This window comes from Marinobacter arenosus (assembly GCF_019264345.1).
GTDB classification, from domain to species: domain Bacteria; phylum Pseudomonadota; class Gammaproteobacteria; order Pseudomonadales; family Oleiphilaceae; genus Marinobacter; species Marinobacter arenosus.
Window position 1 is genome coordinate 2,910,785 of sequence record NZ_JAHVAO010000001.1, and the last position, 26,331, is coordinate 2,937,115.

A 26,331-nucleotide genomic window follows, 5' to 3' on the forward strand; every position below is an offset into this window, starting at 1 on the left:
CTCAGGCGGGAATCGCAACCTGATCGAGCAGTCGATCAACGATTTGATCCTCGGTAACCCCATCCGCGATGGCATCGTAGCTGAGCCTCAACCGGTGACGTAGAACCGGCAGGGCGACTGCGCGCACGTTGTCCGGGGTGACGTGAGGCTGCTGGTGGAGCCAGGCGTGAGCCCGAGCGGCCCGGTCCAGGGCAATGGCTCCCCGTGGACTGGCCCCGGTATCGAGCCAGCCACGGAGTGTTGCGTCGGGTGCCAATGCCGGTCGCGTCGACTGGACCAGACTGACGACGTATTGATCGATTTTCGGGGATACAAAAAGCCGGACGATTTCCCGGCGGGCGGCCAGCAAAATGCCGGGCTGAAAGTCCGGTGCCGACACCGGTTGGGGCGATTCGTTGTCTTGCTCGGACCTGACCAGCCTCAGCATGTCGCATTCGTGTTCGTGGCTCGGATAATCCAGCACCAGTTTCATGAGAAAACGATCCATCTGGGCTTCGGGCAGGGGATAGGTGCCTTCCTGCTCGATCGGATTCTGTGTGGCCAGCACCATGAACAGGTCGTCCATCCGGTGGGTAGCACCGGAAACGGTAATCTGGCGTTCCTCCATGACCTCGAGGAGGGCAGACTGGACCTTGGCCGGGGCCCGGTTGATCTCGTCCGCCAGTATCAGATTGCCAAACAGCGGGCCGGGTTCGAACGCCAGGGATTGCACGCCGTTGGTGTAGTGCAGTACCTCCGATCCGGTGAGGTCGGAGGGCAGCAGGTCCGGGGTAAACTGGATCCGGCGCATCTGCGCCTCCAGGTGATGGGCGAGCCGTTTCACCGTGCGGGTCTTGGCCAACCCGGGCAAGCTCTCGATCAGCACATGGCCATCGGAGAGTAGCGCAAGAACCAGTTGTTCGATCAGCTGCTCCTGACCCAGCACATCGGAGCTCAGGCGATCGATCAGGGTGACCACAGAATCGTGGGTATTCATAACCGTCCTCGTAAAAGAACCGTGCCCGGAAAGTGGGGAAACGCCGCCATGGGCCGCGTTTCCCTGACTCTCACTGCGGGTAGTTGAGGAACTGTTCCATCATCTGATCAATGGTAAAGGTCGCCGGTCTCTGGCGGGGTGGGTACTCCCTGAAGGTGTTCAGGAACTGTTTGACCTTGATCAGCGTCGCCATGCCGCGGGCCTGGATCTTCCGGTCCCACCAGACCTGGTAGGAGTTGGAGTCGATATCGGCACGCTCGAACGGATCCTGGCGCAGGTTGAATACCTTAGGGATGCGCAGTTTCACGAAAGGCTCGGACCAGACGTTAAACTTGTGTGAGCGCTGTTCGGCAAAGACCAATTTCCAGGGGCCATCCCGCAAGGCCAGGATATCGCCACCGTCACTGGCGTAGATGAAGTCGTTGCGAGGACCTTCCTCGACCTTGCCGGTGAGGTAGGGCAGGAAGTTATAGCCATCGAGATGCACATTGTAGGTTTTGCCGTTGGCCTCGTGGCCCTCCAGCAGTTCCTGCTTGATGTCGGGAACTCCGGCTGCGGCCATCAGTGTCGGCACCCAGTCCAGGTGGGACATGATGTCGTTGGAAATACTGTTGGAATCGATCTTGCCCGGCCAACGGACCAGGGCCGGCACCCGGAAGCCGCCTTCCCAGTTGGTGTTCTTCTCGCCCCGGAAAGGGGTAATGCCGGCATCGGGCCAGTGGTTGTAATGAACACCGTTGTCCGTGGTGTACAGAACAATGGTGTTATCCGCGACCCCGAGCTCATCAAGTTTGGCCAGCAATTCGCCAACGTGGTTGTCGTGCTCGACCATACCATCATTGTAGAAACCCTGGCCGGACAGGCCTCGTGTTTCATCCTTGATGTGAGTGTAGTAATGCATGCGCGTCGAATTGAACCAGACGAAGAAGGGCTCGTCCTGGTTGTGGGCTTTCTCCATGAAGTTCAGTGACGCCTGCAGGAATTCCTCGTCGATGGTTTCCATCCGTGTGGTATTCAGCGGGCCGAGATCTTCGACCTTGCCGTCTGCGGTGGAGCGGATGACCCCCCGTGGGGTAATCATCTGGGCAAGCTTGGGATCGTTGGGCCAGGCCGGGTCTTCGGGTGCTTCTTCGGCGTTCAGGTGGTACAGGTTGCCGAAGAATTCATCGAAGCCGTGGTTGGTGGGCAGGAACTCGTCCCGGTCACCCAGGTGGTTCTTGCCGAACTGGCCGGTGGCATACCCCAGGGGTTTCAGCAGTTCTGCCAGGGTGGGATCTTCCGGCTGGATGCCAATCGGGGCTCCCGGAATGCCGACCTTGGTCAGACCGGTCCGGATCGGATGCTGGCCGGTGATAAAGGCAGACCGGCCGGCGGTGCAACTTTGCTCCCCGTAGTAATCCGTGAACATCATGCCTTCGTTGGCGATGCGGTCGATGTTCGGCGTCTGGTATCCCATCATGCCATGGCTGTACTTGCTGATATTGGTAATACCGATATCATCACCCATGATGACAAGAATATTGGGGCGTTCTGCGGCGGCGGCCACCAAATGGAGGCTGAGCAGGCCGACGCCCAGGATCAGGCGGGTGGCACTCCGGTAGAGGCTTCCGGTAGTCATTTTGTTCTCCTGTCGAAGCTCGCAAGCGTTATTGTCAGAGGTTGGCTTTGTTCGCTTGCTTCGAGTCTACGGCAGGAGCCTCGGGCAACACTGTAACCAGAGTAACAATCCAATATGACCAATGTTCCCGACACACTTGGAAGCTGTGACCTTCTGGCCGGGTTGCCACCGGAGGGGATTGCCGAGGCCGCGCGCCTGGCGACGGTGCGGAGCTTTTCTGAGGGACAGACCATTTATAGGAAGGGCAGCTCCCAGAAGACCCTGGCGGTGATTGAATCCGGGTCGGTCCGGGTGAACGCCATCAGCGGTGCCGGCAAGGAGCTGACCCTGATGATTTGTGGGCCGGGAAACTGGTTCGGCGACGGCGTGTTCTGGGAAGATACGCCGCGGCTGTATGGAGCCGTGGCCCATGAGTCCACCAGACTGATTGAATTCAGGTCCGATACTTTCGTGAGGCTGCTGGACGCCTTTCCCGAATGTTACCCGGTGATTGTCAGGCAATTGGGGCAACGGCTGCGGGCCGCTCTGATGGTCATTGAGGATGATGCGCTGCGAGGAATTCCGGCTCGGCTGGCAAGGCGTCTGTTGTTTATAGCGACCTTTCAGCATGGCAATCCCGAGCCGCCTGTCTCGCTCCGACTGACCCAGGAGCAACTTGGCAGCATGTTGGGCATTTCCCGACAGGCAGCTTACCGGGCCCTGCAGGTATTGCTTGGTGAAGATCTGATCGAGTTCCGGTACGGCGTGATTCATCTGAAGGACCGCGAAGGACTGGAAGCCTTCATTGCACGCGAGTAAAGGCCGCCCCTGGTTTGTCAGTGAGTACATAAAAGTTAAGTCATTGGCGGCTTAAGTTAAATAACCGGTTGGGGCGGGCTTGTATAGTTTTAAGAGGTGAGGAGATGGTTGCTCCGGCAATCCCGCAGGCGGAATTTCCTACCTTTGCTGTTTGTGTCGTCTGCGTGCTCCGCACCGGGCCAGGTTGGCCCAAAACTGTGTCCCTTTCAGCCCCTTCTCCCCGGAGGGGTCTTTTTCGATCAGCGCAGCCAGCCTGGCGCCTTTTTTCGCATGGATAGCAGTCGGGATGACGACTGGATTCCCTGATCTTTTCGCCATTGCCTCGGACTGACGCCGTACCAGCGCTGGAAGGCGCGCGAGAAAGCCGCCAGGTCGGAGTAGCCGAGAATCCCGGAAAGTTGGGTCAGGCTGATGCCGGATTCCTGGAGGTAGCGTTCGGCCATGCTCTTGCGGGTCTCGTCCAGGAGCTTTTGGAAGGAGGTGCCTTCCTCAGTCAGGTAGCGCTGCAGAGAGCGGGAGCTGAGCATCATGTAATCCGCCACAAGATCAATGGTCACCCGGCCGTTGGGCAGAAAATTCTTCATGAGATGCTGAACGTAGGCGGGCAATTCCTGGACTGACAGTTCATCCATTTTTTCCAGATGCTCGCGCATCAGGGCATGCAGCTTCGGATCGGAATCGCTCAGGGGCAGGTCCAGCAGGCGGGCTTCAAACACCCAGCCATTGATGGTGCTGTCGAACTGGGGAGGCAGGCCAAGCAGCCGGCTGTAGGCCTGCGGCGAACTGCCGGGCCCGTGTCGGAAATGCACGCCACTGGGTCGCCACTGGGTCCCAAGCAGCATTTTCAGCAAGGCCTTGCCCACCCCGATGGCCAGTTCCACGGCCTGCTTGCTGGCGACCCCCTCGCTCAACAAGGGTTCGTAGCTGAGAATGGCCATCTTGTCCTCGATGGTGGCGGTCACCAGTCCGCTGGAGGAGTGCAGATGATAATACTGCATCAGTTCGTTCAGCGAATCGCCCACGGTCTGGGCGTTCTTGAATAGATAAAGCAAACGTCCAAAGATGGTCGTGCCCTGGAAGATACCGTATTCCAACCCGAACAATGGGTGCTCTGTCCGGTTGGCGCAGTTTTCGAGCAGTGTTGCCATCCGGGAATAGGAAATCAGGCTTTCGGGATGTTCGAGCACGTCCTCGGGCAACCTGGCTTCACGGAGCATCGCCCGGTAATCCAGGCCGTATTTGGCGCAAAACTCGTCCAGTCGTGCCAGGGACGAGGCTCTGGTGAGATCTGTCGTAACCATAATGAGGTGTAATTGTTGTTCACGATTGTAACGGGTAACGCTAGCTGCATTGGCGGGAAATAACAAGAAAACGGCATTTTCTATCATGTGCCGTCATCGGAATCGGGTGACCATGAAATCTGGCAGGTATTGCCAACGGCAAAACAATCTACAAGAGAGGTCGACCATGACGACGCCAAACCAGGTTTTTGAGCACCACGAACTGCTTTATGTGAATTCCAAGAATCAGCCTGTTTATGAAGACGCCATGCCAGGCGTGCCAGGCATTGATGTACAACCGCTTTTCCTTGATCCGCATAACGGTGTCTGGGTGCTGAAAGTCTGGTTCCATCCGGGTGTGACGCTGCCCCGTCACTACCACACGGGCACGGTGCACCTGTTCACGATTTCGGGTCATTGGGAATACAAGGAATACCCCAACGATCCCCAGACCGACGGTTGCTACCTGTACGAGCCGGGCGGTTCCATTCACCAGTTCACCACGCCAGCGACCAACACCGGGCCGACAGAGACCCTGATGGTGGTGCACGGCGCCAACGTCAATTTCGACGACGATGGCAACTACCTGGGCATCATGGATGCCAGCGACATCATGATCATGCTGGACAACCTGATCCGGGAACGGGGCCTGGAGCCGGCGAACTACATTACGCCGCCCCAGCCGGACCACAATGCCCGGGTCCGTAACGTCAAGTAAGACAGCCAGTGCAGAAGCGCCCTCCCGGCCAAAACAGGTTTTCCCGGGTAGGGCGTTTTTTTGTATCCGAACAGTCAATAAAGGTAGAGAAAACCATGAAACCCTGGCTTGATTCATACCCCGCGGATGTTCCCCCCACGATTGACCCTGACACCCACGCCTCCGTTACCAGCTTGTTTAATGACGCCATCAAGCGTTTCCCGGAGCACGCCGCGCTGGAGTGCTTTGGTCACACCATGACGTATGGCCAGCTTGATGAAGCCTCGGATGCCCTGGCCAGCGCCCTGCAGCAGCAATACGAGGTGAAGAAGGGCGACCGGATTGCGGTCATGTTGCCGAATATCTTTGCCTATCCGGTGGCCATGTTGGCGATTCTCAAGGTGGGCGCAATCCAGGTGAACGTGAACCCTCTGTACACGTCGAGGGAGCTGGAACACCAGCTGAATGATTCCGGCGCCGAAACGATGTTTATCTATTCGGGCTCCGTGGCGTCGCTGACCCCGATCCGTGACGCTACGTCCGTTTCGCAGGTGATTGTGGTCAATCCCGGTGATGGGGCCGGCCTCCCGATTCCGGGTGGCGACATTCCCGCCGAACTGGGCGAGTTTACCGGCATGGCGGACCTGTTGGCGCACAACACGGGTAATAAACCCACTGCGGTACCGGTGTCCGGCGATGATGTCCTGTTTCTGCAATACACCGGTGGAACCACAGGCCCCTCCAAGGGCGCGACACTGACTCACCGTAACCTGGTTGCCAACAGCCTTCAGTTCCGGAGCTTCATACCCGAGGCGAACGAACCGGGGGAGGAGGTGCTGGTGCTGGCACTGCCGATGTATCACATCTTTGGCCTGATGATTTTCGTGGCCTACGCGGCAATCGGCGCCAAAGCCATCCTGATTCCCAATCCTCGTGACATGGACGCCTACCTGAAGGCCATCAAGGATTCCGGGTTCACCGTTATTGGTGGCGTCAATACCCTGTACGCGGGCATGACCCAGCATCCCTTGTTCAAGGACGTGGACCTGTCCCGTTACAAGGTGGCATTTGGGGGTGGCTCCAAGATCTTCCCGAGCACCTCCAAGGCCTGGAAGGCTTTCACCGGGGCTCACATCCTGGAAGGCTTCGGTTTGTCCGAAACCTCGCCGATCCTCACCCTGAACCTGATGGGGCAGGAAGCATTCAGCGGCACGGTGGGCTATCCGGTACCGTCCACTGAGGTCAAGATCATCGATGAGCAAGGCAACGCCCTGCCTGCCGGAACGCCGGGCGAACTCTGTGCCCGCGGACCCCAGGTCATGAAGGGGTACTGGAACCGGGGGCAGGCAACGGCCGATACCTTCACCGAGGATGGCTTTTTCAAAACCGGTGATGTCGCGGTCATGCACCCGGACGGTCAGTTCGAGATTGTTGATCGCAAGAAAGACATGATCATTGTCTCGGGGTTCAATGTTTACCCCAACGAGGTGGAAGCCGTTGCCAGTGAGTTGCCCGAGGTTGCTGAAGCGGCCTGTATCGGTGTGCCGGACGAGAAAACCGGTGAGCGCATCCGCCTGTTCGTGGCGCCGACCGAGGGATCCGCGATCGACAAAGACGCCGTGATGGCACATTGCCGGCAGAGTCTCGCCGCCTACAAGGTTCCGAAGGAAATCGAGGTGCTGCAGGAGCTGCCCAAGTCAAACGTTGGCAAGATCCTGAGGAAGGATCTGCGCGTTGTCTGAGGTGGGATTCCGATGAGCACATACTGCAGTCAGATTGCCTTCGTGTGTCAGGATGCCAGGGCCCTCCGGTCCTGGTACGGCACCCTGTTCGGTTTTGTGTCGTCGGGGCGGACCATCTATGCGGGCAAGCTGTCTACCCGGGTGATGGGAATCGACGGCGTAAATACGCGCTGCTATTGGTCTCTCGATGGCAATGCCGACATGTTCCAGCTGGAGTTCTTCGACTTCCGGTCGCCGGAAATGCGGCCCCGCCCGGAACACTGGAGCCCGGCGATGCCGGGTTATGCCTGTATCGGAATCTATAGCCAACGGTTCCAGTGTTGCGTTGATGCCCTGTCGGCCCAGCAGCGTCTGGAAGCCGTGGAGGGAGAGACCGGTGGCAGGGTGGCCTACGCCAGGGACCCCGAGGGTAACGCGCTGGAAATCTATGAGCGGGATCCCCTGCCGGACGCTGGCTGGAATGGCCGGAAGCAACCGTCCGCAGTGCGGCTGATCCGGCTCAATTCCCACGATGCCGAAGGCGTGGCGCGTGCCTGGTCTGGCTCACTTGGCGTCACGCCGGTGCAGATGCCTGAGGGGTGGGCTCAGCGTCTCTCCGTGGTGAAGCAGGGTCTGTCAGAACCGAGGTACCTGCGTGGCGGCGGCGTTGTGGTGGAAATCTGTCGCACCGCTGAGCCGTTTCCGGGAGGTCAACGTCCGCCGTTGTACCAGCACGGTTTCATGAACTTTGCCCTTAACACCCAGTCCCGTATTGAATGGGACGAGGTGTATGCCCAAGCGCTCTGGTCGGGGTTTCGGGCCAATGGAAAGGCTCTGGAGGCGGGCATATTCAAAGTCATGTACATCAATGACCCGGACGGCAATAGCATAGAGCTTCTGTACCCCCGAAAATTTGCCTATCGGGTGACCGGCTTTCGCCCCAGCCTTCGCCTGGGTGCACCCCTTCGGTGGCTACGCCGATGGCTGGCCCGGCGCGAGCAATAAACAAAAAAGCCGCTGGAAACAGCGGCTTTTTTTGTCGTATTCGACGGCTTATTCTGACGGTCTTACCAGAATCTTGACGTCGTTTTCAGGCTTGCCCAATCGGTCGAAGGCGGATTCGATATCACTCAGGCCCACCGTGTCGGAAATCAGCCCACCGGCATCGAGCTCGCCGTTGGCAAGGTGGTTCAGGGTCGCTCCGAATTCCTCACCGCTGTAGAAACTGACAAAGCGCAGATCGATTTCTTTCATGACCGGGTAGGACGGCATGATCGCGTCCTTTTCCATGCACAGACCCACAACCACGACCCGAGCCCCGTAGGGTGCGCCGGCACAGACATTCTGGATCAGGCCAGGTACACCCACACATTCAAAAATCAGCGAGGGTCTCAGGTCGGCGCCACCGAACAGGGGTGAGATCGGGCCGGCCGCTTCCGGGTTCGCAGTCTGGGCTGCGTCTTTCCAGCTGTCATAGGGTGAGTGCTCGGCCGGGTTGACCACCACATCCGCGCCCATTTTTCTGGCAAGGTCGCGACGCGCGCTCGAGAAATCCGACGCCACGATGGGGCCAATCTTCATCATCTTCAGCACGGCAATAACGGCGAGACCGATCGGGCCGCAGCCGATGACCAGGGGTACGTGATGCCGGGTTGGTTCGCCACGGTTAACCGCGTGCAGGGCAACGGCCATGGGCTCCGTCAGAGCCGCCATGTCCGGACTCAGGCCATTGGGGACTTTCATGGTGAGCCGGCTGTCGACCAGCATCTGTTCGGAAAAGCCCCCGGGAACGTCGGCGGAACTGAAGCCAATCATGGCAAGACCGTCTTCCCGCATCAGGAAGGGCAGGGAGACGACCTGGTCGCCAGCCTTGAACGTCGAGCCTTGCTGGGTTTCCAGGACTTCCCCGACAAACTCGTGGCCCATCAGGATGGGTTTGTCGGCGTCGATGATGGAGCGACCCACGACCTCGCGGGAGCTCTCGGCTATCTCATGGGTGTGGTGCCGGCAATGCAGGTCGGACCCGCAGATGCCGCAAACCAGAGATTTGATGAGGAGCTCGTTCTCACGTGGTTTGGGTTCCGGCAGATCCACGATCTTCAGGTTGTTGTTTTCAACGATGGCACTACGCATTGGGTGTCTCCTTGGTGTTTCTTGGTGGCATAGTCAGAAGCCCGCGTTAGGTGCGGGCTTCCTTGTCAAAGGACTGACGGTCGGTTCCGCTCAGCTCGCCCATCTCTCTGAGCCACGCTTCGGAACGTTTCATCCCCTCTTCGAGGTTGACCTTGGGTTCGAAGCCGAGGTGTTTCCGTGCGTTCTCAATGGAGAATCCGCCCTTGCGCGCGAACATCAGCATGGCGTCGGGCGTGACCTCGTTGGGGCGCTTGAGCGTGCGGTTCAGCCACCAGATGCCCTGGGTGAGTTTCAGGGCAGCTGCCAGAGGCATGCTGGGTGGGAAACCCGAGTTGCCGGCCCAGCGCCAGTGATTCATGAAGAATTCCCGGCAGGTCACGGGCTCGTCGCCCCAGAGGATGAAAATACGGCCGCTTCCCGCGGGCAGGCCGGCGGCGAGAAGGGTGCCGTCGACCAGGTCATCGATGTACACGGGGGTAAAGATGCCCTTGCCCCGGTTGGGCAGGATCAGTTGGCCGGCCCGGGCCATCTTCAAGGGTTCCAGCAACCAGGGGCGGGAGCCCGGACCGTAGACGTCACCCGGGCGGATGATGGTGCAGTCGATTTCACCGGCGGCGTGGGCGGCGAGCACCGTGTGTTCGGAGGCGCCCTTGGCCACGCCGTAGCGGTAGTGTTCACCAATCACCACGGGAGCCGTCTCGTCCGCTCCGGGTTCGTAGTCGTAGCCCATGGCCGCGATGGATGAAAAATGCACGAAGCGCTGTGCACCGCCGGCAATGGCGACGTCCAGGGCGTTGCGAACGCCGACCAGCGATGTGGTGGAATAAGTCTCCCAGTCGGCGGCCAGCGACACCACCGCCGCGGTGTTGATAAAGAGGTCGCAGCCTTTGGCATGATCGCGCCAGCCTGACGGATTGGTCAGGTCTCCGGCTATGACGTTGCGCTCTTCATCCGCCTGCAAATCCATGCCGCAGACCTCGCAGCCCAGCTCGCGGTAACGACGGTAGAGGGTGCGACCAATGAAGCCGTTCGCGCCGGTTATGAAGACTTTTGAAGGGAGGGACGGCTTTTGCCCGTCCCGACCAGTTGGGAGAGACATGGGGTGGCTCCTTTTCTGTTTATTGTGTTGCTCCTATCGTGCGTAGTTTTTGACGCCGTTATTTTTCAATTCACGACAAATTACAGGTAAAACACGCCATATTTTTCGTGGCGTGAAATAACAAGCTGTTGACGTTGTAAGCCAAGGAGCCACTACGACCAATTGGTCATAGTGTGGGCAGAAATTACCCAAGGGATTGGCTTTCCATGAATTCACGCTCTGACCCCACTACGTATTCAACGCGCTCGCTCCAACTTTCATTCACGACCCGGTGCAAGCTCCTTGTGCTGCGTTGGCTACTGCGGCCGTTTATGGCCTACCTGTTGCGCGGGCACCCCCGACGCGTAGCCCGAGCGCAGATTGGCATCGCCGGGCGCTGGGCAAGCACCCGTCAGAGGGAGCGGTTTCGCTACGACTACCACTGGGGCGAGGGCGGGGCGGTAGCAGGCCACGTGCTGGGTACACCGTTTGCCAGCACTGGCAGTCCCGTACTTCTGTGGTTGCATGGCGGTGCCTTTGTTCTGCCGGCGATGCCCAGGGGACACCTGTCCTTTGCCGAACGCCTTTGTGATCCCCTGGCTGCCAGCGCGTTCATTCCGGACTACCGGCTGGCCCCCGCCAACCCCTTTCCCGCCGCTCTCGACGACTGCGAGGCGGCGTACCGTCTGCTGCTCGATTCCGGGGTTCCCGCTGAGCGGATTGTACTGGGCGGGGAGTCGGCCGGGGGCAACCTGCTGGTGTCGCTGCTGTACCGAATCCGGGACCGGGGGATGCCGATGCCGGCGTGTGCCATTGCGGTCTCGCCGGCGCTCGACCTTGGCCGTCTGCACGGTTCGCCCTCCCGGACCGCCAATGCCGGTCGGGACGCCATGCTTCCGGTTGCCTCGCTGGCGCAAGCCCTGGACTGGTACCTGGACGGCGCTGACAGCGCCAATCCGGAAATATCGCCCCTGCTGGGCGAGTGCCGGGGGCTGCCGCCGACCCTGATCGTCGCCAGTGAGGCGGAACTGCTGCGCGATGACAGTGTGCTGTTTGCCCGCCGACTTGCCGCGGCCGGCGTCCCTACCGAACTGGCCCTTTGGCCCCATCTCCCGCACGCCTTCCCGCTGCTGGAGGATTGGTTCCCGGAAGCCTCCGGTGCCAGACAACAAATAACAACGTTTATGAAAGAGCGGCTCCAGACAGGAGCCGGACGCTCGGGAGAGAGAGGATGACAAACTATAAGAAATTGACGCCATTGGACGCGGCCTTTGTCCAGCTGGAAAACCCCAATGCGCCCATGCACGTCGCCGGGTTGATGATCTTCGAGCTGCCGGCAAAAGCCGGTGCCGATTTCGTGACCAGGCTGGTGGAGGACTGGCGTAACGAAACCCGAATCAAGGCCCCCTGGAACCAGAAACTGGTGTCTCCATCCCGGTGGCAGCTGGCGCCCAGGCTGAAGACCTGTCACGACCCGGACCTCGAATACCATGTCCGCCACCTGTTCTTGCCCAAGCCGGGTGGCCAGAGGGAACTGGGACAGCTGGTTGCCCGCCTGCACAGCCAGCCCATGGATCTGAGAAAACTGCTGTGGGAATGCTTCATCATCGAGGGCCTGGCCGACAACCGCTTTGCCATCTACATGAAGTTCCACCATTCGATGGTCGATGGCATCAGCGCCAATATCCTGCTGATGAAGGGGCTGTCAGAGCGCCGCGCCGACAACAAAACGGCGCCGTTCTGGGTTCACTCGGCACCGGAAAAACCGTTCCAGCCAGGGCCACTCCAAATTCCTTCCGCCCAGGCGTTGATGAGTACCGCGGCGAACGTCCTCAAGTTGTTTGGCAGAGATGATCAGCTCACCACCTTTCGCTCGGCGCCCTATACGCCCTTGAATGGCCCAATTGCGGCCCAGCGGCGTTTCGCTACCCAGAGCTTTTCAATGGATCGAATCAAGGCCTTGGCCCGACAGGCGGGGGTCAGCCTCAACGATGTGCTGCTCTGTCTCGTCGGCGGCACGCTTCGCCGATACCTGCAGCGCGTTACCGCGCTTCCGGGGGATAGCCTGACCGCGGCTATCCCCATTTCCCTGCGTGCCGAGGGTGACCAGAGTTGCGGCAATGCCGTGGGCATGATCTTCAGCATTCTCGGAACCCACATTGCGGATCCGGTGGTGCGTCTGCAGAAGATTCATCAGTCCACCGACCTGGCCAAACAGCAGGTGCTGGGTCTGCCCCAGGAAATGCGGGTGCCTTATTCCCTGGTAAGCATGATGCCTTCGGTGCTCCGGATGCTCATGGGTGTCACCGGAAAAACCCGGCCGCTATTCAACACGGTGGTGTCCAACGTGCCTGGCGGCAGCGAGGAAAAGTTCCTCAGGGGCGCGCGCCTGGTGAATCTGTATCCGGCGAACATCGTGTTCCCGGGGATGGCGGTGAGCTTCACCTGCTACAGCCATGCGGGAACGCTCAACGTGGGTATCACCGCCTGTCGGGATACCGTTCCGCACATGCAGAAACTGGCGCTCGGTATGGAGGAGGCATGCAGGGAACTCGAGGAAAAGCTGGGCGTTGGTGAGCCTGCGAAGGCAGCGGTAGCAAACGCGATCGAGGAGGCGGTATGACCCTGAGAAAAATGCCGTTGCTGGATGCCGCGTCCCTGCAACTGGAAGGCAAGAACATGCCCATGCACATTGCGGCGCTGATGACCTTTTCCTATCCCACCTCGCTGACCGATCACGAACGCAAAACGTTCGTCAGTAGCCTGATCGCTCGCTGGCGAGAGGAAACCCGGGTCGTCTATCCCTGGAATCAGGTGCTCACGCGTCCCACTCGCTGGCAGCTCAGGCCTGCGACCCGGGAAGTCTACGACCTGGACCTGGAATATCACCTGAGGCAGTGGTCCTTGCCGGCGCCCGGTGGTGAAAAAGAGCTGGGCCACATGATCGCCTGGATTCATGAATTACCGATGGATCTGGAGAAGCCGCTCTGGGAGTGCCACTTCATCGAAGGGCTCTCCGACAACCGGTTTGCCCTCTACGTAAAGATCCATCACGCGCTTGTCGACGGCATCAGTGGCACCCGTCTGGTGGTGGGCAGCCTGTCGACGGACGCGGACTCACTGAGTACCCCGATGTGGGCCAAGGTGCAGGCGGAGATTGACGCGGGCGGGGCCAAAGCGTCGGACAGAGGCGCGTTGCCAAGCCTCTCAGACCTGAAGGCGGGTGTCGCAGCGTCCCTGAAGCTGCGCACCAAAAACGAGACCCTGACGACGTTCAGATCGACGCCCGAGACCATCCTGAATGGCCCGATTGGCGCCCATCGCCGGGTGGCCACCCAGCACTTTGAACTGGCACGGCTGAAAACGCTGGCGAAGACGACAGGAGCCACGGTCAATGATGTGGTGCTGGCGATTGTGGGTGGCGCCTTGCGCGAGTACCTGCTCGAGGCAAATGCATTGCCTGAGGATTCGCTCACCGCAGCGCTGCCGGTGTCCACGAGAAAACCCGGTGACGTCAGTATTGGCAATCAGGTGAGCCTGTTATTTGGCAGCCTGGGCACCAACATTGCTGATCCAGCCCTTCGTCTGGAGTACGTCAAACGGTCGACACAAGCCGGGAAGGCCATGCTGAACGAGCTTCCTGCCCATGCCGTCAATGTCTATTCACTGCTTTCGACCGGTCCCTTTCTGTCGTCCGTGGTGCTTGGCATCGGCAGGGCCGGGCGTCAGCTGTTCAATACCACAGTCTCTAACGTCCCCGGACAGCGCGAAGCCCGCTATCTGGATGGTGCTGAATTGCTTCACGTCTACCCCGTCAGCCTGATCATGCCGGGCATTCCCTTGAACTTCACCTGCGTCAGTCACGGCGATTTCCTGAACTTCGGCCTGGTGGCCTGCCGGGACCGGGTGCCCCATGTGCAGCGGCTGGCTGTGGGCATGGTTGAGGCCCTGGAGGAGCTCGAAAACAACCTCCTCAAGCGCGGGGAGAACCATTCGGCCTGACTGGCGCTAAAAGCCAAATTTGTGGCACTGAAGAGCAAACGTGCCTAGGTATTTCTACGGAATACTGACGCTCGCTTGAAACACAAAAACAACATTCCATGCATCCCATCGGGTGTGTGGCGGAGTGATCAAAACATGAATAATGCGAAGTCTTTCCGGGTTAACCGACTCAGTGCGGGTATTGTGATGGCGCTGACCCTCGGTGGTGCCAATACGGCGACCGCCTTCAATTTCGATGCGGGCGAGTGGGATGGCGGCCTCAATACCACCATTTCGTTCGGATCGAGCTGGCGTATGCAGGACCCTGATCCTGCCCTGTACAGCGCACAGAATGCTGCGCTGGTTGGCGAAGAGCCGGGCACCGGTGGCAAGTCGGATGGCGGTAACCTGAACTACGACAAGGGCGACCGGTTTTCCACCGTGGCCAAGTTTCTGACCGAATTCTCCCTCGAAAAAGACTACATGGGCGCGCTCGTCCGGGTGAAGGGCTGGTACGACCAGGCCCTGGAGGACGAGGATGTCCGCTTCGGCAACCAGGCCAACGGCTACCAGCAGGGTGAACCGCTGTCGGATCGCGGCTATGAGAATCTCCAGAAATTCTCTGGTGTCCAGCTCATGGACGCGTTTGTCTATAACACCTGGGACATCAACTACAAGCCCTTGCAGGTTCGCCTGGGGCGCCAGGTAGTGAACTGGGGTGAAAGCCTGTTCATCCAGGGCGTGAACCAGGGGATCAACCCCATTGACGTGCCCGCCTTCCGCCGTCCCGGGACCGAACTGCGCGAGGTACTGCTGCCCACGAACATGCTCTACGCCAATATGGGGCTTGGCAGTGGCGTGTCCGTTGAAGCCTACTATCAGTTCGAATGGCAGAATTCCCCGATTGAGGGCTGTGGCCATTACTGGGCGGTCACCGAGAACCTGATCTCGCCTGACCTCAGTGGCTGCGTGAGCGCCGTGGGCGTGGGACCGGGCAGTTCCCCGGATGACTTGCAGGGCGGCACCTATTATCCCCAGGCCGCCCGAAACGATACCAGTGACCAGGGCCAGTTCGGTGTTGCCTTGCGCTTCCCGGCCGATGCCATCGGCACTGAATTCGGTCTCTACGCCATTAACTACCACTCCAAGATGCCGGTACTGGGCATCAATACCGGCAGTGGTCCCGGTACCGGCGTAGCGACCCTGATTCCCATGCAGCTGGATTCCCAGTTCGGCACCACGCCGGGGGACGTCTCCTGGGTCTACCCGGAAGATATTCAGCTGTACGGCATCAGTGCTGCCGCCAACATCGCCAGCTGGTCGGTGGGCGCGGAACTGACCCATTCCAGGAACTTCCCGGTCATCCTCAACGGCGCGGACCTGGTTGTTGGCGCGGCCCAGGGCGTGGGCCCAATGGGGGAAACCTTCGCCACGGCTGAGGCCAATGAGAGGGTCGACGGATTTCGGCGCTACAACAAGACCCAGTTTCAGATCAACGGTCTGAACCTCTGGTCCAACATTCTGGGCGCGCAGACGGCTCTGCTGATTGCCGAGGTGGGATTCCAGTACGGCGATGTGCCTGACACCTATACCGGTGTCCGGCATGGTCGCGGGTTTACTTTCGGCTTCGGCCAGCACGAAGACTTTTTCGATGGCGCCGATCCGTGCGCGGTGGGCGCGAACACCTCCCCGGCCGGTTGCAAGAACGAGGGCTATGTCACGGACTTCTCCTGGGGCTACCGGGTGCGCGGCTCGCTGGATTACCAGAACCCGTTTGGTCTGGGCCTCCTGGTGCAGCCCTCCCTGTTCGTCGGTCACGACGTCAAGGGTAACTCTCTTGATGGTCAGTTCCAGGAAGGCCGGATCTCGACCACCCTGGCGACCGACTTCACCTACCTGAAGCGACACAAGTTTGGCGCAAGCTACGTGCACTTCGCGGACTCTGCCGATTACAACGATCTGCGCGACCGTGACTATGCCTCCGTCAATTACAGCTACACGTTCTAAAACAAAAATCCGAGGATACTGACATGCAATTTTCCAGAAACAGACTGTATCGGGCGCTGGCGGTTTCTGCCGCCTTCGCCTTCACTGCTCCGGCCATGGCCGAGCTGTCCCCTGAGGAAGTGGCAAAGCTGGGAACGGAACTGACACCGGTAGGTGCCAACCCGAACGCCAACGACGACGGCACCATCCCGGCGTGGACCGGAGGGCTGACGTCGCCCCCGGAAGGCTGGGATCCCAAACAGGGCTATATCGACCCGTTCCCTCAGGACGAGGTGAAGTTCACCATCACGGGGGACAATCTCGACCAGTACCGTGACAAGCTGAGCGCCGGTCAGATTGCCCTGCTCGAGAAGTACGACAACTTCCGGATGCCGGTGTACGAAACCCGCCGTACCGCGGCCTTGCCCCAGAAGGTGTATGACACCATCAAGGCCGAGGCGCCGGACGTGACGCTTGAGGGGTTTGGCATCAAGAACCTGGACGGCGCCAACGTGCCGTTCCCGATTCCGGAAAACGGGCTGGAAGCGATCTGGAACCACAACGTCCGTTACCTGGGTGGCGGCGTTGAGCGTCAGTACCACTGGTTCCCGGTGCAGGGCGACGGCGATTTCTACAAGGTGGGCTTCCTCGAGAAGCGGATTTTCGATGAGAACATGGACCGTCAGTCCGAGAATCGCCTGTTGAATTACACCGCCAAGTACACCTCGCCACCGACACTGGAAGGTACGGTCCAGCTGGTTCACGAGCCGATTGACCAGGTCGAGGAAGTACGGTCTGCCTGGATTTACAACGTCGGGCAGCGCCGGGTGCGACGCGCTCCGGATCTGGCCTACGACAACGCCAACGACGGTACCGAGGGCATTCGTGTCACCGACCAGTTCGATGCCTACAACGGTGCGCCCGATCGCTACAACTGGAAGCTGGTGGGCAAGAAGGAAATCTACGTTCCCTACAACGCCTATAAGCTGAGCGATAAGTCCCTGAACTACGAGAAGGATATTCTTCGCACCAACACCATCAATTCGGATCTGATGCGTTATGAACTGCACCGGGTGTGGGTGGTTGAGGCGACGCTGCGCGAGAACAGCAGCCACATCTATGGCAAGCGTACCTTCTACCTCGATGAGGACTCCTGGAACGTTCTGATGGAAGACGCCTACGACACCCGCGGTGACCTGTGGCGCGTCGCGATCCACCCGCTCATCCAGTTCTACGATGTCATGGTGCCCTGGTACCGGGCCAATATTTACCACGATCTGAATAACGGCTCTTACCTGGTATCGAACCTGGCGAACGAAATTGACGAACCCTGGGAGTTTGGTGTTAAGGGGCGCTACATCGAGTTCCAGCCGGACGCGCTTCGTCGTAGCGGGCGCTGAGTGACCACGGCGGGGGTTCAACGCCCGCCGTTTCTTCTTTTCCGATCAGGTATACCTCTCATGGCTAATTCAAACTTTCGGGCCGGGGCCGTCGCTCTGGCTCTGGGGGCGTGTGCGCCTGCTGTTTGGGCTGAAAAGCCGCCCCTGTCTTACGACATTTCCGCGGAGCGAGTGGCCATCTTCGACCTCGCGCGCAATGAGCAGGCCTTTTACGCCGTTGGCGAACGAGGCGTCGTGCTGAGCAGCGAGGCCGCTGTGCCGGCGGCCTGGCACAGCCAGCGATTGCCCGTGACCGACTCGATCATGGGCATCGCCTTCGGTGAAGACGGCCGGGGCGTGGTGGTGGGGCATGGCAGCGCCATTTTGTACACCGCTGACCATGGCGCGAGCTGGACGCCGGTGGACGTGGCCGAACACGGACGAGGAGATCCGTTCATGGATGTTGCCTACCTGGGAGGTGGGCGGTTCCTGGCAGTGGGTGCGTTCGGGCTGGTCATGGAGTCGGTGGATGGTGGGGAAACCTGGCAGCCCGCGAGCATTTCCGAGGACTACTTCGACCGGCACCTGTATAGCATCGCCCAGGCGGGTGACGACTGGCTGTTGATCGGCGAGAGCGGTTCCCTGTTTGTCAGCGCCGATGGTGGTGAGCAGTGGGAGAAACTCTCGTCGCCGTACGAGGGCTCCTTCTTTGGCGGTCTACAGACGCCCGATGGTGCGTGGCTGCTCTATGGCATGCGTGGGCAGATCTGGCGTACGGAAGACCGTGGTGCGACCTGGCAGAAGGCAAAAGTGGACCTCGCCACCGCCATCAATGCCCATGAAACCGGGCCCGAAGGCCAGGTCTTCCTGTTCGGCAATGGCGGACAGGTGCTGGTGAGCGAGGATGACGGCCGTCATTTTTCGCCTGCTTCACGCAGTGGATTGCCGGGGGATATTACCGCCGCGACCAGAATCAACGGCGAATGGCTGGTGGCCGGCACCGCGGGTGTTCGCCTCTGGAATGGTCAGGGAGAATAAGTCATGAGTTCAGAGCAGAAGAAAACGGGCTTGACCCGAGTACTGGCCCGCGGGGTGTTCCGCTTCCGTATTACCTTGCTGGTGGTCATGGCCGCCATCACGCTGGCACTCGGCTTCTCCGCCAGTCAGTTGCGCGTGGACGCGGGCTTCATGAAGATGATCCCGCTCAGCCATGAGTACATGGGCACCTTCCTGGACTACCAGGGTGAGTTTGTGGGCGCGAACCGGATCATGGTGTCCCTGCGCAACGAAGATGGCACGGTGTTCGACAAGGAATTCCTGGCCTCGTTAAAGCAGGCGACCGAATCCGTGTTTTATCTGGATGGCGTTGAACGAAGCTCTGTGACGTCGATGTTCACGCCGAATGTTCGCTACTCCGAGGTGGTCGAGGAAGGCTTTGTCGGGGGTAACCTGATTGAGGCGGACTATTCCGGTACCGAGGCAGAACTGAGAGAAATCCGGGAGCGGACCCTGAAATCCAGCTGGGTCGGCCAGATTGTCGCCAACGACCTGCGATCGGCGATGGTGGTCGCAACCCTTCAGGAAGTGAATCCGGACACGGGCGAGAAGATTGACCTGCAAGCCGTTGCGAACAAGCTGGAGGACATCCGTTCCGAACTTGAGAGCGAGTCCCTTGAAGTCAACATCATTGGTTTCTCCAAGGCCATGGGTGACATCGCCAACGGCGCCCGGGGTGTGCTCGTGTTCTTCGCCGTTGCGGTCGTTATTATCGCGGTGTTGCTGTACTGGTACACCCGCTCGAAGCGCCTGACCCTGCTCACCCTGGTCACCGCATCGCTGCCGGTTGTCTGGCTGTTGGGCCTGCTGCCGCTGCTGGGGCTCAGCCTCGATCCCATGTCGATTCTGGTGCCTTTCCTCATCTTCGCCATTGCGGTTTCGCACGCGGTGCAGATGTGTAATTCCTGGAAGCTCGACGTGCTCGCGGGGGCCGACATTCGCACGGCGGCTGAAGACAGTCTGACCGATCTGGTGGTTCCCAGTGTGGTCGCGTTGGCGGCCAACGTACTGGGTTTCCTGGTTATTGCGTTCGTCGATATCCAGATGGTGCATGAACTGGCGATCACCGCGACCCTGGGCGTCGGCGTGATGATCCTGACCAACTCGCTGGTGCTGCCGCCCCTGCTGTCTTTTACCAGGATGGATCAGCACGCACTGGACCGACTGACGGGAAAAGGCTCTCACTACTGGTTCTGGGAAAAGCTCAGCATCCTGGCCACCACCCCGAAAGCGTGGGTGCCCATTGTCTGCGCTCTGGCTCTGACCGGCTACGGTATCTACCAGGCGGACCAGATGCACGTGGGGGATCTCGGGGACGGTGTGCCGGAATTGCGTGATGACGCCCGCTACAATCAGGACGTCAGGGCGGTCACCTCGCAGTATTCCGTCGGTGTTGACGTTCTGCAGGTCGTGGTTGAAGCCGACGGCGACAACATGCCCTGTGTTCAGCCTGAGCTGATGCAGCAGTTGGAAGAATTTGAACTGTTCCTGCGCCAGCAGCCGGGTGTGGCTTCTGTCGGTGCGCTGCCGGGATTTGTGAAGGGCGTTACCCAGAACTACGCGGAAACCAACCCCAAGTGGCACGTGGTGCCGGGCAACCGGGCCCAGGTAGCCCAGGGCGTCGCGTTTGCGACCCGCGATGGCAGTACGCTGATGAACACCGCTTGTGACGCGATGGCCATTTCGGTGTTCCTGAGCGATCACAAGGCCGAGACCATATCTGGCATTGTCACGGCCATCAAGGCGTTCAAGTCCGTCTATGACAACGACACCCTGACCTATCGTCTCGCTTCCGGCAACGTCGGGGTGATGGCCGCCACCAACGAGGCGGTGACCGCGGCAAACCCGTGGGTCAACGGCGCGCTGTTTGCCTCGGTGACCCTGCTGTGTCTGGCCATGTTCCGCAGCCTCCGGATCAGCCTGTGCATCATTCTGCCGCTGGCCCTGGTGACGCTGTTGTGCAACGCCTTCATGTCATTGCTGGGCATCGGCCTGAAGGTGAACACCCTGCCGGTCATCGCTCTGGGCGTGGGGAGTGGTATCGACTACGGCATCTACCTGTTCGAGCGCATGAAGCACGAGCTGGAGGCCCGTGACTGCAGCATTCAGGAGGCGTTTTTCGAGGCCCTGAAGCAGCGTGGCACCGCGTCTGCGTTCACGGCTTTGACCATGACCGTCTCGGTGGCGACCTGGTATTTCTCGGATCTGAAGTTCCAGGCCGACATGGGCATCCTGCTGGCGTTCATGTTCCTGGTGAACCTGTTCGGCGCCATCCTGCTGCTGCCGGCGATCGCGGCCGTACTCTTCCGCGACCGCTCGCTTGCAAAGCAACCAGGCGAACCGGAATGTCCCGTCCAGGGTGAGCGGAAGGACACCGCGAAGGCTCAGGATGGATTCTCGGGCGCCGGAGCCTATTCCAGAAGCTGATCTGAAGAGTTATCTCTGACCTTCGCCACCCCCCAGGGGTGGCTTTTTTTGTCAGGATGGTTTTCCAGGCGGAATTCAGTTGGTGTGGTCTCCATGATGTCCCGGAAGGCCCGATTAAAGGAACTGAGGGTGCGATACCCGACATCAAGAGAGATGTTGAGAATGGGCGTTTCCGGTTCTCGGGCCAACCGTCGTGCGGCGTCTTCGATTCTCAGGTGGTTGATGTAGTCATTGAAATTGCGATAGCCGAGCGTCTGGTTGATGGCCTTGCGCACGCGGTACTCGGGAATCTGGAGGGACTCGGCCAGCCGCTTCAGGGTCAGTTTCTCGGTGGTGTAGAAGCCGTCGTGCATCAGCCGGTTCAGGGCGGCCAGATCCTGGTTGTTCTCCGCATCGACAGATCCTGCCGATGCACAGGCATTCGCGTGCCCTGAGGCCCTTGGCTGGCTCGACCGGGCATCGGGCGACAACGCCAGGATACCCTCGCGAGCGGAGACGAAGCACAACAGCGTGGCCAGTGCGGCGAAGCTGACAATGATGCCCCGGGAATAGTCGTGGAACAGGCCAAAGTTCAGGCTGACGGTCGCAATACCAACCGAGCCGCCGAGGATCAGCAGAAGGGCAAGTCTCGCACGCCGGCGCGATTCCACCAGATCCACTCGCCAGTGGCGCGTTACCTGGAGAAGCCCGTGCAGCACCACGACGTATTCGAGCCATCGACCCAGCTCCCAGCCCAGGAACATCATCAGGTCAGACGAGTCGCCCTCGATGACATAGGGTCTGGCGAGGGCCGGTGCAATGAACGTGTACAAGGCCAGGAACCCCCAAACCGACCGAAGGTGGGGGCGAGACGCGAAGATCAGCTGGCACAGAACCCAGAACAGCGCCGGCATGGCGGTCTGCAGGTCGGAGGCCATCCAGCGCCATCCGCCCGGAACCAGCGGGGCAACCAGATACGCCGTCGCGGACAGCAGGATCAGGAGGAAAATCTTTCCCACCAACTGATGCCGAAAATCCCGCAGGATCACGAAGAACAGACAAGCCAGACAGCCGAGACCAAATCCCGTCAGGATGAGCAAAACGATGTCCTCTGTTAGCGCTGTATTGTTATGTCAGCCGAGCATACTGGAAGACGCACGACCTCGCAGCAGTGGATTTGAACCATTATTGGTGTTTTTTTTCATGTAAACACCAAAAGATGAAATCAGGTTCATTCGTTTCGGGTTTGTAAAGCGGCCATCAATCGGCGAAGAAATGCTTTTGGGTTACAAAGCCTTGCTGTTAACCAGGAGATCCGCGATTTGTTGCGATGTGCAATCACCTGTAACTTGCTGGAATTGTTCACGAATGTATCCGGTGTGGCTACAAAAATACGCTTGTTTACACAAAAAGGTTCATCTATAAGTCGCGTTTAGGACCCTTTTATTGACTGGCTTTAGCGGTCATCACGGAGCGACGACTACATGAAAAAGAATCTGCCGGTAACGAACGTCGAACAGACCTTTCCATCGACCCAGAAACTGATTTCCTCCACCGATCTCAAGGGTCGTATCACTCACTGCAACCAGGCGTTTGTCGATATCAGCGGGTTCAGCATCGACGAGCTGGTCGGTAAGCCTCATAACATTGTCCGGCATCCGGATATGCCTCCGGAAGCATTCGACAACATGTGGTCACATCTGAAAGCGGGACGGCCCTGGATGGGCATGGTCAAGAACCGCTGCAAGAACGGTGACTTCTACTGGGTCAACGCCTACGTAACCCCGATCACCGAGAGTGGCGACGTGATTGGGTTTGAGTCGGTGCGCTCCTGCCCCAGTCGCGAACAGGTGGCCCGGGCAGAAAAGCTCTATGATCGAATCCGGCAAGGCAAGTCGACCGCACGGCTTCGGGATAAAGTGGCGCCGAGCACCCTGTTCCTGTTCGGCGTGCTTCTGGTTGCCGGGCTTCTGTTTCTGGCAGGGCATCAGAACCTGTCCGAGTTTGCCCTGGCGGGTGGTGTGCTGGCGTTTGCCGGGTGGCAGGCCTGGGACCGCAAGCGGCTGGTCCGCTCATTGGCCCAGGTTCTCGACCGGAGCTTCTCCGATCCGCTGGCCGCGAAAAGCTACACCGATGACTCGCCGGACGTCGGCAAGATCAAGGTCTCCATGCTCTCCCAGGTTGCCCATCTGGACACCGTGCTTACCCGCCTTGAGGATTCCGCAGCGCGGGTGCGATCCCGGTCCATGCATGGCCTGGAGTTGACGCACGAAGGTCAGGAAACCCTGCGTGCCCAGCAGGCGGAAACCGAGCAGGTGGCTGCCGCTGTCCACGAAATGTCCCAGACCATCGGCGAAGTGTCTGCGAACGTGTCGCTGACCGCGGAGAAGGCCAGGCAGGCGAAAGAGTTTACCGATCGTGGATCGGTGGTTGTGGCCTCCACCCGGGAAGCCATCGAGCAACTCAAACAGACCGTTCACAGCGTCAGCCAGGCGGTGCTGGCGGTTTCTGAGCAGAGCCGGAGTATCGCTGCCGCCGCCGAAACCATTGAACAGATCGCCGAACAAACCAACCTCCTTGCACTCAACGCAGCCATTGAGGCGGCACGGGCGGGCGAACACGGCCGTGGTTTCGCGGTAGTCGCGGATGAAGTGCGCGGGCTCGCCCGCCGAACCCGTGAATCCACGTCCGAGATTCACGGTGTGATGGCCGAACTGCTTGAGAAGACTGAGGGGTCGGTTGGCATGGCAAAACGGGGTGTGCAGGCTGCCGATGAGGGCCTTGAGAAGATGCTCTCTGCGGAGCAGACCCTTGGCGACATCACGGCGTCAGTGGGCGAAATTGCCGAGATGGCGATCCAGATGGCCGCCGCGGTAGAGGAACAGTCGCAGGTGTCAGAGCAGATTAATCAGCAGGTGGAAACCATCTCCTCAATGGCGCGGCAGAACCTCAGCAAGGGCGAACAGTCGACACAGAGTGTTCGGGAGCTTGGCGATATCGCAGAGGCGCTCCATGAACTGGTGGTGCGGTTCAAGTTCTGAGGCATTCGGTCCAGCGATTCTATTGAAAGAGGCCGCTCTCACTTTGCATCGTGGCGGCCTTGCTCTAAAGTTGAGCCCCGACACTCAAAAAATCACAGGACTTGTCGGTCTCGTAAAAGGATGTTGAATGCCTCGATTCCGTTTTTCCGCGTTGCTGGCCCAGCACGATCTTCCGCCCTCGTTCCTGTATCTCGCCCCGGTCCTGCCCATTGTTCAGGTGATGTGGGCCGATGGTCGTAACCAGATACCCGAGCGGGCGAAGCTTCACCTGATTATCCAGAACCACTGCCAGGCGCTCTCCGAGCTTGCTGGCGGCATGCAGGTCGTCAGTCCTGACGATATTGAGCGCTTTGACCAGGCCTTTATCGCACGCAAGCCTGATCTCGGTGTCTTGCAGGCGTTCATCGGCATAGCCACCGAACTGCTCCAGGACCAAACCTACACCGAATCGGCCTGTTCGGATTCGCTCTATCGTCGTGAGCGGCTTTTCCACGCGTGTCTGGAAATAGCCGCTACCTGTCCAGTTGAGATGGATAATAGCCTGGGTGAAATGTTTGCCCAGCGCATCCTGGATGAGGAGCGCCGGTTCATCGAGCAGGTTTTCGAGCTGCTCCCCAGATCCGATTAAGGCTTACTTCCGGGCACCTGGTCGCCCAGACAAATGCGGTAACGAAGAACGCCGGCCTCCTCTTCGCGAATCCATTCAATCCGGTGGCCGGTTATCTCGCACAACGCCTGCAGGTCCCGACGGCCGCTGGGGTCATCGGCCAGGAATTCCACCTGGGTGCCGCTCGGCAGGCCCTGGGTACGCTTTTTGAAACGGAGTATAGGCAGGGGGCACACCAAACCGGTGGCATCGACCCGGAATACCTCGGATTGATCACTCAAGACGCACACTCTCACTGCTGGTCTGTTCGGCTGACGACCAGCCGAACTGGTTCAGCGCGACCGGGGCGACGGCAGCAATCACCAGGGCCGCAATAAATGCGGAAATCATGATCTTCATGATGATTCTCCCTTGCCTTGTTTGGCCTCGACCTCCGCGACCCAGAGATCGTGGTGCTGGCGCGCCCACTCGATATCCACCTCACCGTTACCCATGGCATCGAACGCGCCCTCCATACCGACCGAGCCGATATAGATGTGGGCGATGATGGCCACCATCATCACGAACGCCACGATTGAGTGCCAGATGTTGGCGTATTGCATTTCCTCATGCGGGGCCAGTTCCGTTGGGAAGCTGGTGCCCAGAATGCTGTTCATGACGCCAAAGGTCTCGGCAAACATGGGCATCTGAAACGGGAAGAGCAGCGACAGGCCAGACAGGGAGACCGAGAAGCCCAGCACCATGACGGTCCAGAAAATAATCTTTTGACCCGCGTTGAACTTCTTGGCGGACGGGTGGCTCTTGCTAAAGATGCCACCGCCGGCTTTAAGCCACTGCCAGTCAAGTTTGTTGGGAATGTTATGCGCCACCCACATGCAGAAGGTCATCACCAGCCCGAGCATGAAGGCCCAGGCAACGTTGTTGTGGATCCACTTGGAGCCGGCCGCCAGGGGGGCAAAGGCCTCGGTGCCGATCACCGGGATCAGGAATGTGCGCCCCATCAAGGTGATCAGTCCCGTGAGCCCCAGGGCGATGAACGAGCCCGCCAACAACCAGTGGCCAAAGCGTTCGACGGCTTTGAACCGCTCAATCGTGGTGCCTGCCGGGCCGCCCTCAATCATGATCTTTCCGCGGACGAAGTAGAACACCACCAGGAGGACGATAATGGCCAGCAGGGCACTGCCGCCGTACGTGATCACCGGACCTTCGCGCAACTTGTACCAGGCAATGCCTTCACCCTGGATCATGACGCCATTGGCGGGTCCGGGTGACTGAACGGTGGGGTCGATCTTGTTGTAGCGAACCGAGCGCCAGACGTCGGCGTCAGAGCGCCCTCCCAGGGTGCCCAGCGAGTCAGTGACTGGTGCCGCATTAGCGGGATCACCCAGGTTCTCTGACCGAAAGGATTCGTCAATCTTCAGTTGTTCCTGACGGCGCATGATGTCTTCAAGGGTTTGAGCGCCACCGGTTGATGATCGATCAACGGTCGGGGTCTCTTGTGCCCAGACAGGGTTGTACAGCAGCGCCGCCAATGCGAGGACGGCGACACTCAGTAGTCTTGTTTTCATGAGAGC

General features: G+C 59.6%; 22 protein-coding genes. 13 read left to right on the forward strand and 9 right to left on the reverse strand.

What is annotated here, in order from left to right; all coding sequences use genetic code 11:
- Position 1: 1 nt before the first annotated feature.
- Positions 2-976, reverse strand: a complete 975-nt coding sequence (locus KXD86_RS13290) for an AAA family ATPase (protein WP_218636485.1) — start codon at positions 974-976, stop codon at positions 2-4.
- A gap of 70 nt (positions 977-1,046) precedes the next feature.
- Entirely contained in the window at positions 1,047-2,594 is a 1,548-nt protein-coding gene (locus KXD86_RS13295; protein ID WP_218636486.1) for an arylsulfatase, read from the reverse strand.
- 114 nt (positions 2,595-2,708) lie between these two features.
- On the opposite strand from KXD86_RS13295, the gene KXD86_RS13300 reads away from it, so the two are divergent.
- Positions 2,709-3,392, forward strand: coding sequence for a Crp/Fnr family transcriptional regulator (locus KXD86_RS13300; RefSeq protein WP_218636487.1), 684 nt, complete (start codon positions 2,709-2,711; stop codon positions 3,390-3,392).
- Positions 3,393-3,631: 239 nt separating this feature from the next.
- On the opposite strand, the gene KXD86_RS13305 is transcribed toward KXD86_RS13300, so the two are convergent.
- Positions 3,632-4,693 carry an AraC family transcriptional regulator gene (locus KXD86_RS13305; protein WP_218636488.1) on the reverse strand — a complete coding sequence of 354 codons (1,062 nt, stop codon included), beginning with the start codon at positions 4,691-4,693 and terminating at the stop codon, positions 3,632-3,634.
- A 166-nt stretch (positions 4,694-4,859) separates the two neighbouring features.
- On the opposite strand from KXD86_RS13305, the gene KXD86_RS13310 reads away from it, so the two are divergent.
- The 3 genes from KXD86_RS13310 (at position 4,860) to KXD86_RS13320 (ending at position 8,095) form a co-directional block, all read left to right on the forward strand.
- Complete coding sequence (locus tag KXD86_RS13310) at positions 4,860-5,390, forward strand: 2,4'-dihydroxyacetophenone dioxygenase family protein (protein WP_137437001.1); 531 nt, start codon at positions 4,860-4,862, stop codon at positions 5,388-5,390.
- Positions 5,391-5,485: 95 nt separating this feature from the next.
- Complete coding sequence (locus tag KXD86_RS13315; protein ID WP_218636489.1) at positions 5,486-7,111, forward strand: AMP-binding protein; 1,626 nt, start codon at positions 5,486-5,488, stop codon at positions 7,109-7,111.
- A 12-nt stretch (positions 7,112-7,123) separates the two neighbouring features.
- Positions 7,124-8,095: a VOC family protein gene (locus tag KXD86_RS13320; RefSeq protein ID WP_218636490.1), complete on the forward strand. Its 972-nt coding sequence runs from the start codon at positions 7,124-7,126 to the stop codon at positions 8,093-8,095.
- A 48-nt stretch (positions 8,096-8,143) separates the two neighbouring features.
- Here KXD86_RS13320 and KXD86_RS13325 read toward each other — a convergent pair whose 3' ends face one another.
- On the reverse strand, positions 8,144-9,223 hold the full coding sequence (locus tag KXD86_RS13325) for a zinc-binding dehydrogenase (protein ID WP_218636491.1): 1,080 nt from the start codon (positions 9,221-9,223) through the stop codon (positions 8,144-8,146).
- Between the two features lie 46 nt (positions 9,224-9,269).
- Positions 9,270-10,322 carry an NAD-dependent epimerase/dehydratase family protein gene (locus KXD86_RS13330; RefSeq protein ID WP_218636492.1) on the reverse strand — a complete coding sequence of 351 codons (1,053 nt, stop codon included), beginning with the start codon at positions 10,320-10,322 and terminating at the stop codon, positions 9,270-9,272.
- A 284-nt stretch (positions 10,323-10,606) separates the two neighbouring features.
- Between KXD86_RS13330 and KXD86_RS13335 the strand changes: the two genes are divergently transcribed.
- The 7 genes from KXD86_RS13335 to KXD86_RS13365 all read left to right on the forward strand — a co-directional run bounded on the left by KXD86_RS13335 (position 10,607) and on the right by KXD86_RS13365 (position 21,130).
- A complete protein-coding gene (locus tag KXD86_RS13335) occupies positions 10,607-11,536 on the forward strand; it encodes an alpha/beta hydrolase (RefSeq protein WP_218636493.1) in 930 nt (309 codons plus the stop codon).
- A complete protein-coding gene (locus tag KXD86_RS13340; protein WP_218636494.1) occupies positions 11,533-12,924 on the forward strand; it encodes a WS/DGAT/MGAT family O-acyltransferase in 1,392 nt (463 codons plus the stop codon). The genes KXD86_RS13335 and KXD86_RS13340 overlap by 4 nt, the downstream gene beginning before the upstream one ends.
- Entirely contained in the window at positions 12,921-14,303 is a 1,383-nt protein-coding gene (locus KXD86_RS13345) for a WS/DGAT/MGAT family O-acyltransferase (protein WP_218636495.1), read from the forward strand. The genes KXD86_RS13340 and KXD86_RS13345 overlap by 4 nt, the downstream gene beginning before the upstream one ends.
- Before the next feature lie 135 nt (positions 14,304-14,438).
- Positions 14,439-16,289: a DUF1302 domain-containing protein gene (locus KXD86_RS13350; RefSeq protein ID WP_218636496.1), complete on the forward strand. Its 1,851-nt coding sequence runs from the start codon at positions 14,439-14,441 to the stop codon at positions 16,287-16,289.
- A gap of 23 nt (positions 16,290-16,312) precedes the next feature.
- Positions 16,313-17,668 (forward strand): DUF1329 domain-containing protein, encoded by a 1,356-nt coding sequence (locus KXD86_RS13355; RefSeq protein ID WP_218636497.1) that lies wholly within the window; start codon positions 16,313-16,315, stop codon positions 17,666-17,668.
- Positions 17,669-17,728: 60 nt separating this feature from the next.
- Positions 17,729-18,685 (forward strand): YCF48-related protein, encoded by a 957-nt coding sequence (locus KXD86_RS13360; RefSeq protein ID WP_218636498.1) that lies wholly within the window; start codon positions 17,729-17,731, stop codon positions 18,683-18,685.
- Between the two features lie 3 nt (positions 18,686-18,688).
- Positions 18,689-21,130, forward strand: coding sequence for an efflux RND transporter permease subunit (locus KXD86_RS13365; protein WP_218636499.1), 2,442 nt, complete (start codon positions 18,689-18,691; stop codon positions 21,128-21,130).
- Here KXD86_RS13365 and KXD86_RS13370 read toward each other — a convergent pair.
- Positions 21,115-22,209 (reverse strand): helix-turn-helix domain-containing protein, encoded by a 1,095-nt coding sequence (locus tag KXD86_RS13370; RefSeq protein ID WP_218636500.1) that lies wholly within the window; start codon positions 22,207-22,209, stop codon positions 21,115-21,117. The two genes, KXD86_RS13365 and KXD86_RS13370, sit on opposite strands and share 16 nt — an antisense overlap.
- Positions 22,210-22,593: 384 nt before the next feature.
- Between KXD86_RS13370 and KXD86_RS13375 the strand changes: the two genes are divergently transcribed.
- Together KXD86_RS13375 and KXD86_RS13380 are read left to right on the forward strand one after the other, a co-directional pair.
- Entirely contained in the window at positions 22,594-24,150 is a 1,557-nt protein-coding gene (locus KXD86_RS13375) for a methyl-accepting chemotaxis protein (RefSeq protein WP_218636501.1), read from the forward strand.
- 127 nt (positions 24,151-24,277) lie between these two features.
- Positions 24,278-24,778 carry a hypothetical protein gene (locus tag KXD86_RS13380; protein WP_218636502.1) on the forward strand — a complete coding sequence of 167 codons (501 nt, stop codon included), beginning with the start codon at positions 24,278-24,280 and terminating at the stop codon, positions 24,776-24,778.
- Here KXD86_RS13380 and KXD86_RS13385 read toward each other — a convergent pair.
- Genes KXD86_RS13385 through KXD86_RS13390 form a run of 3 tightly spaced genes read right to left on the reverse strand, consistent with a single transcriptional unit; the run spans position 24,775 to position 26,325 of the window.
- Complete coding sequence (locus KXD86_RS13385; RefSeq protein ID WP_218636503.1) at positions 24,775-25,038, reverse strand: sulfurtransferase TusA family protein; 264 nt, start codon at positions 25,036-25,038, stop codon at positions 24,775-24,777. The two genes, KXD86_RS13380 and KXD86_RS13385, sit on opposite strands and share 4 nt — an antisense overlap.
- Positions 25,031-25,156, reverse strand: a complete 126-nt coding sequence (locus KXD86_RS18970; protein ID WP_260523762.1) for a hypothetical protein — start codon at positions 25,154-25,156, stop codon at positions 25,031-25,033. The genes KXD86_RS13385 and KXD86_RS18970 overlap by 8 nt, the downstream gene beginning before the upstream one ends.
- Positions 25,153-26,325 (reverse strand): formate dehydrogenase subunit gamma, encoded by a 1,173-nt coding sequence (locus KXD86_RS13390; protein ID WP_218636504.1) that lies wholly within the window; start codon positions 26,323-26,325, stop codon positions 25,153-25,155. Before KXD86_RS13390 ends, KXD86_RS18970 begins: the two co-directional genes overlap by 4 nt.
- Positions 26,326-26,331: the final 6 nt, after the last annotated feature.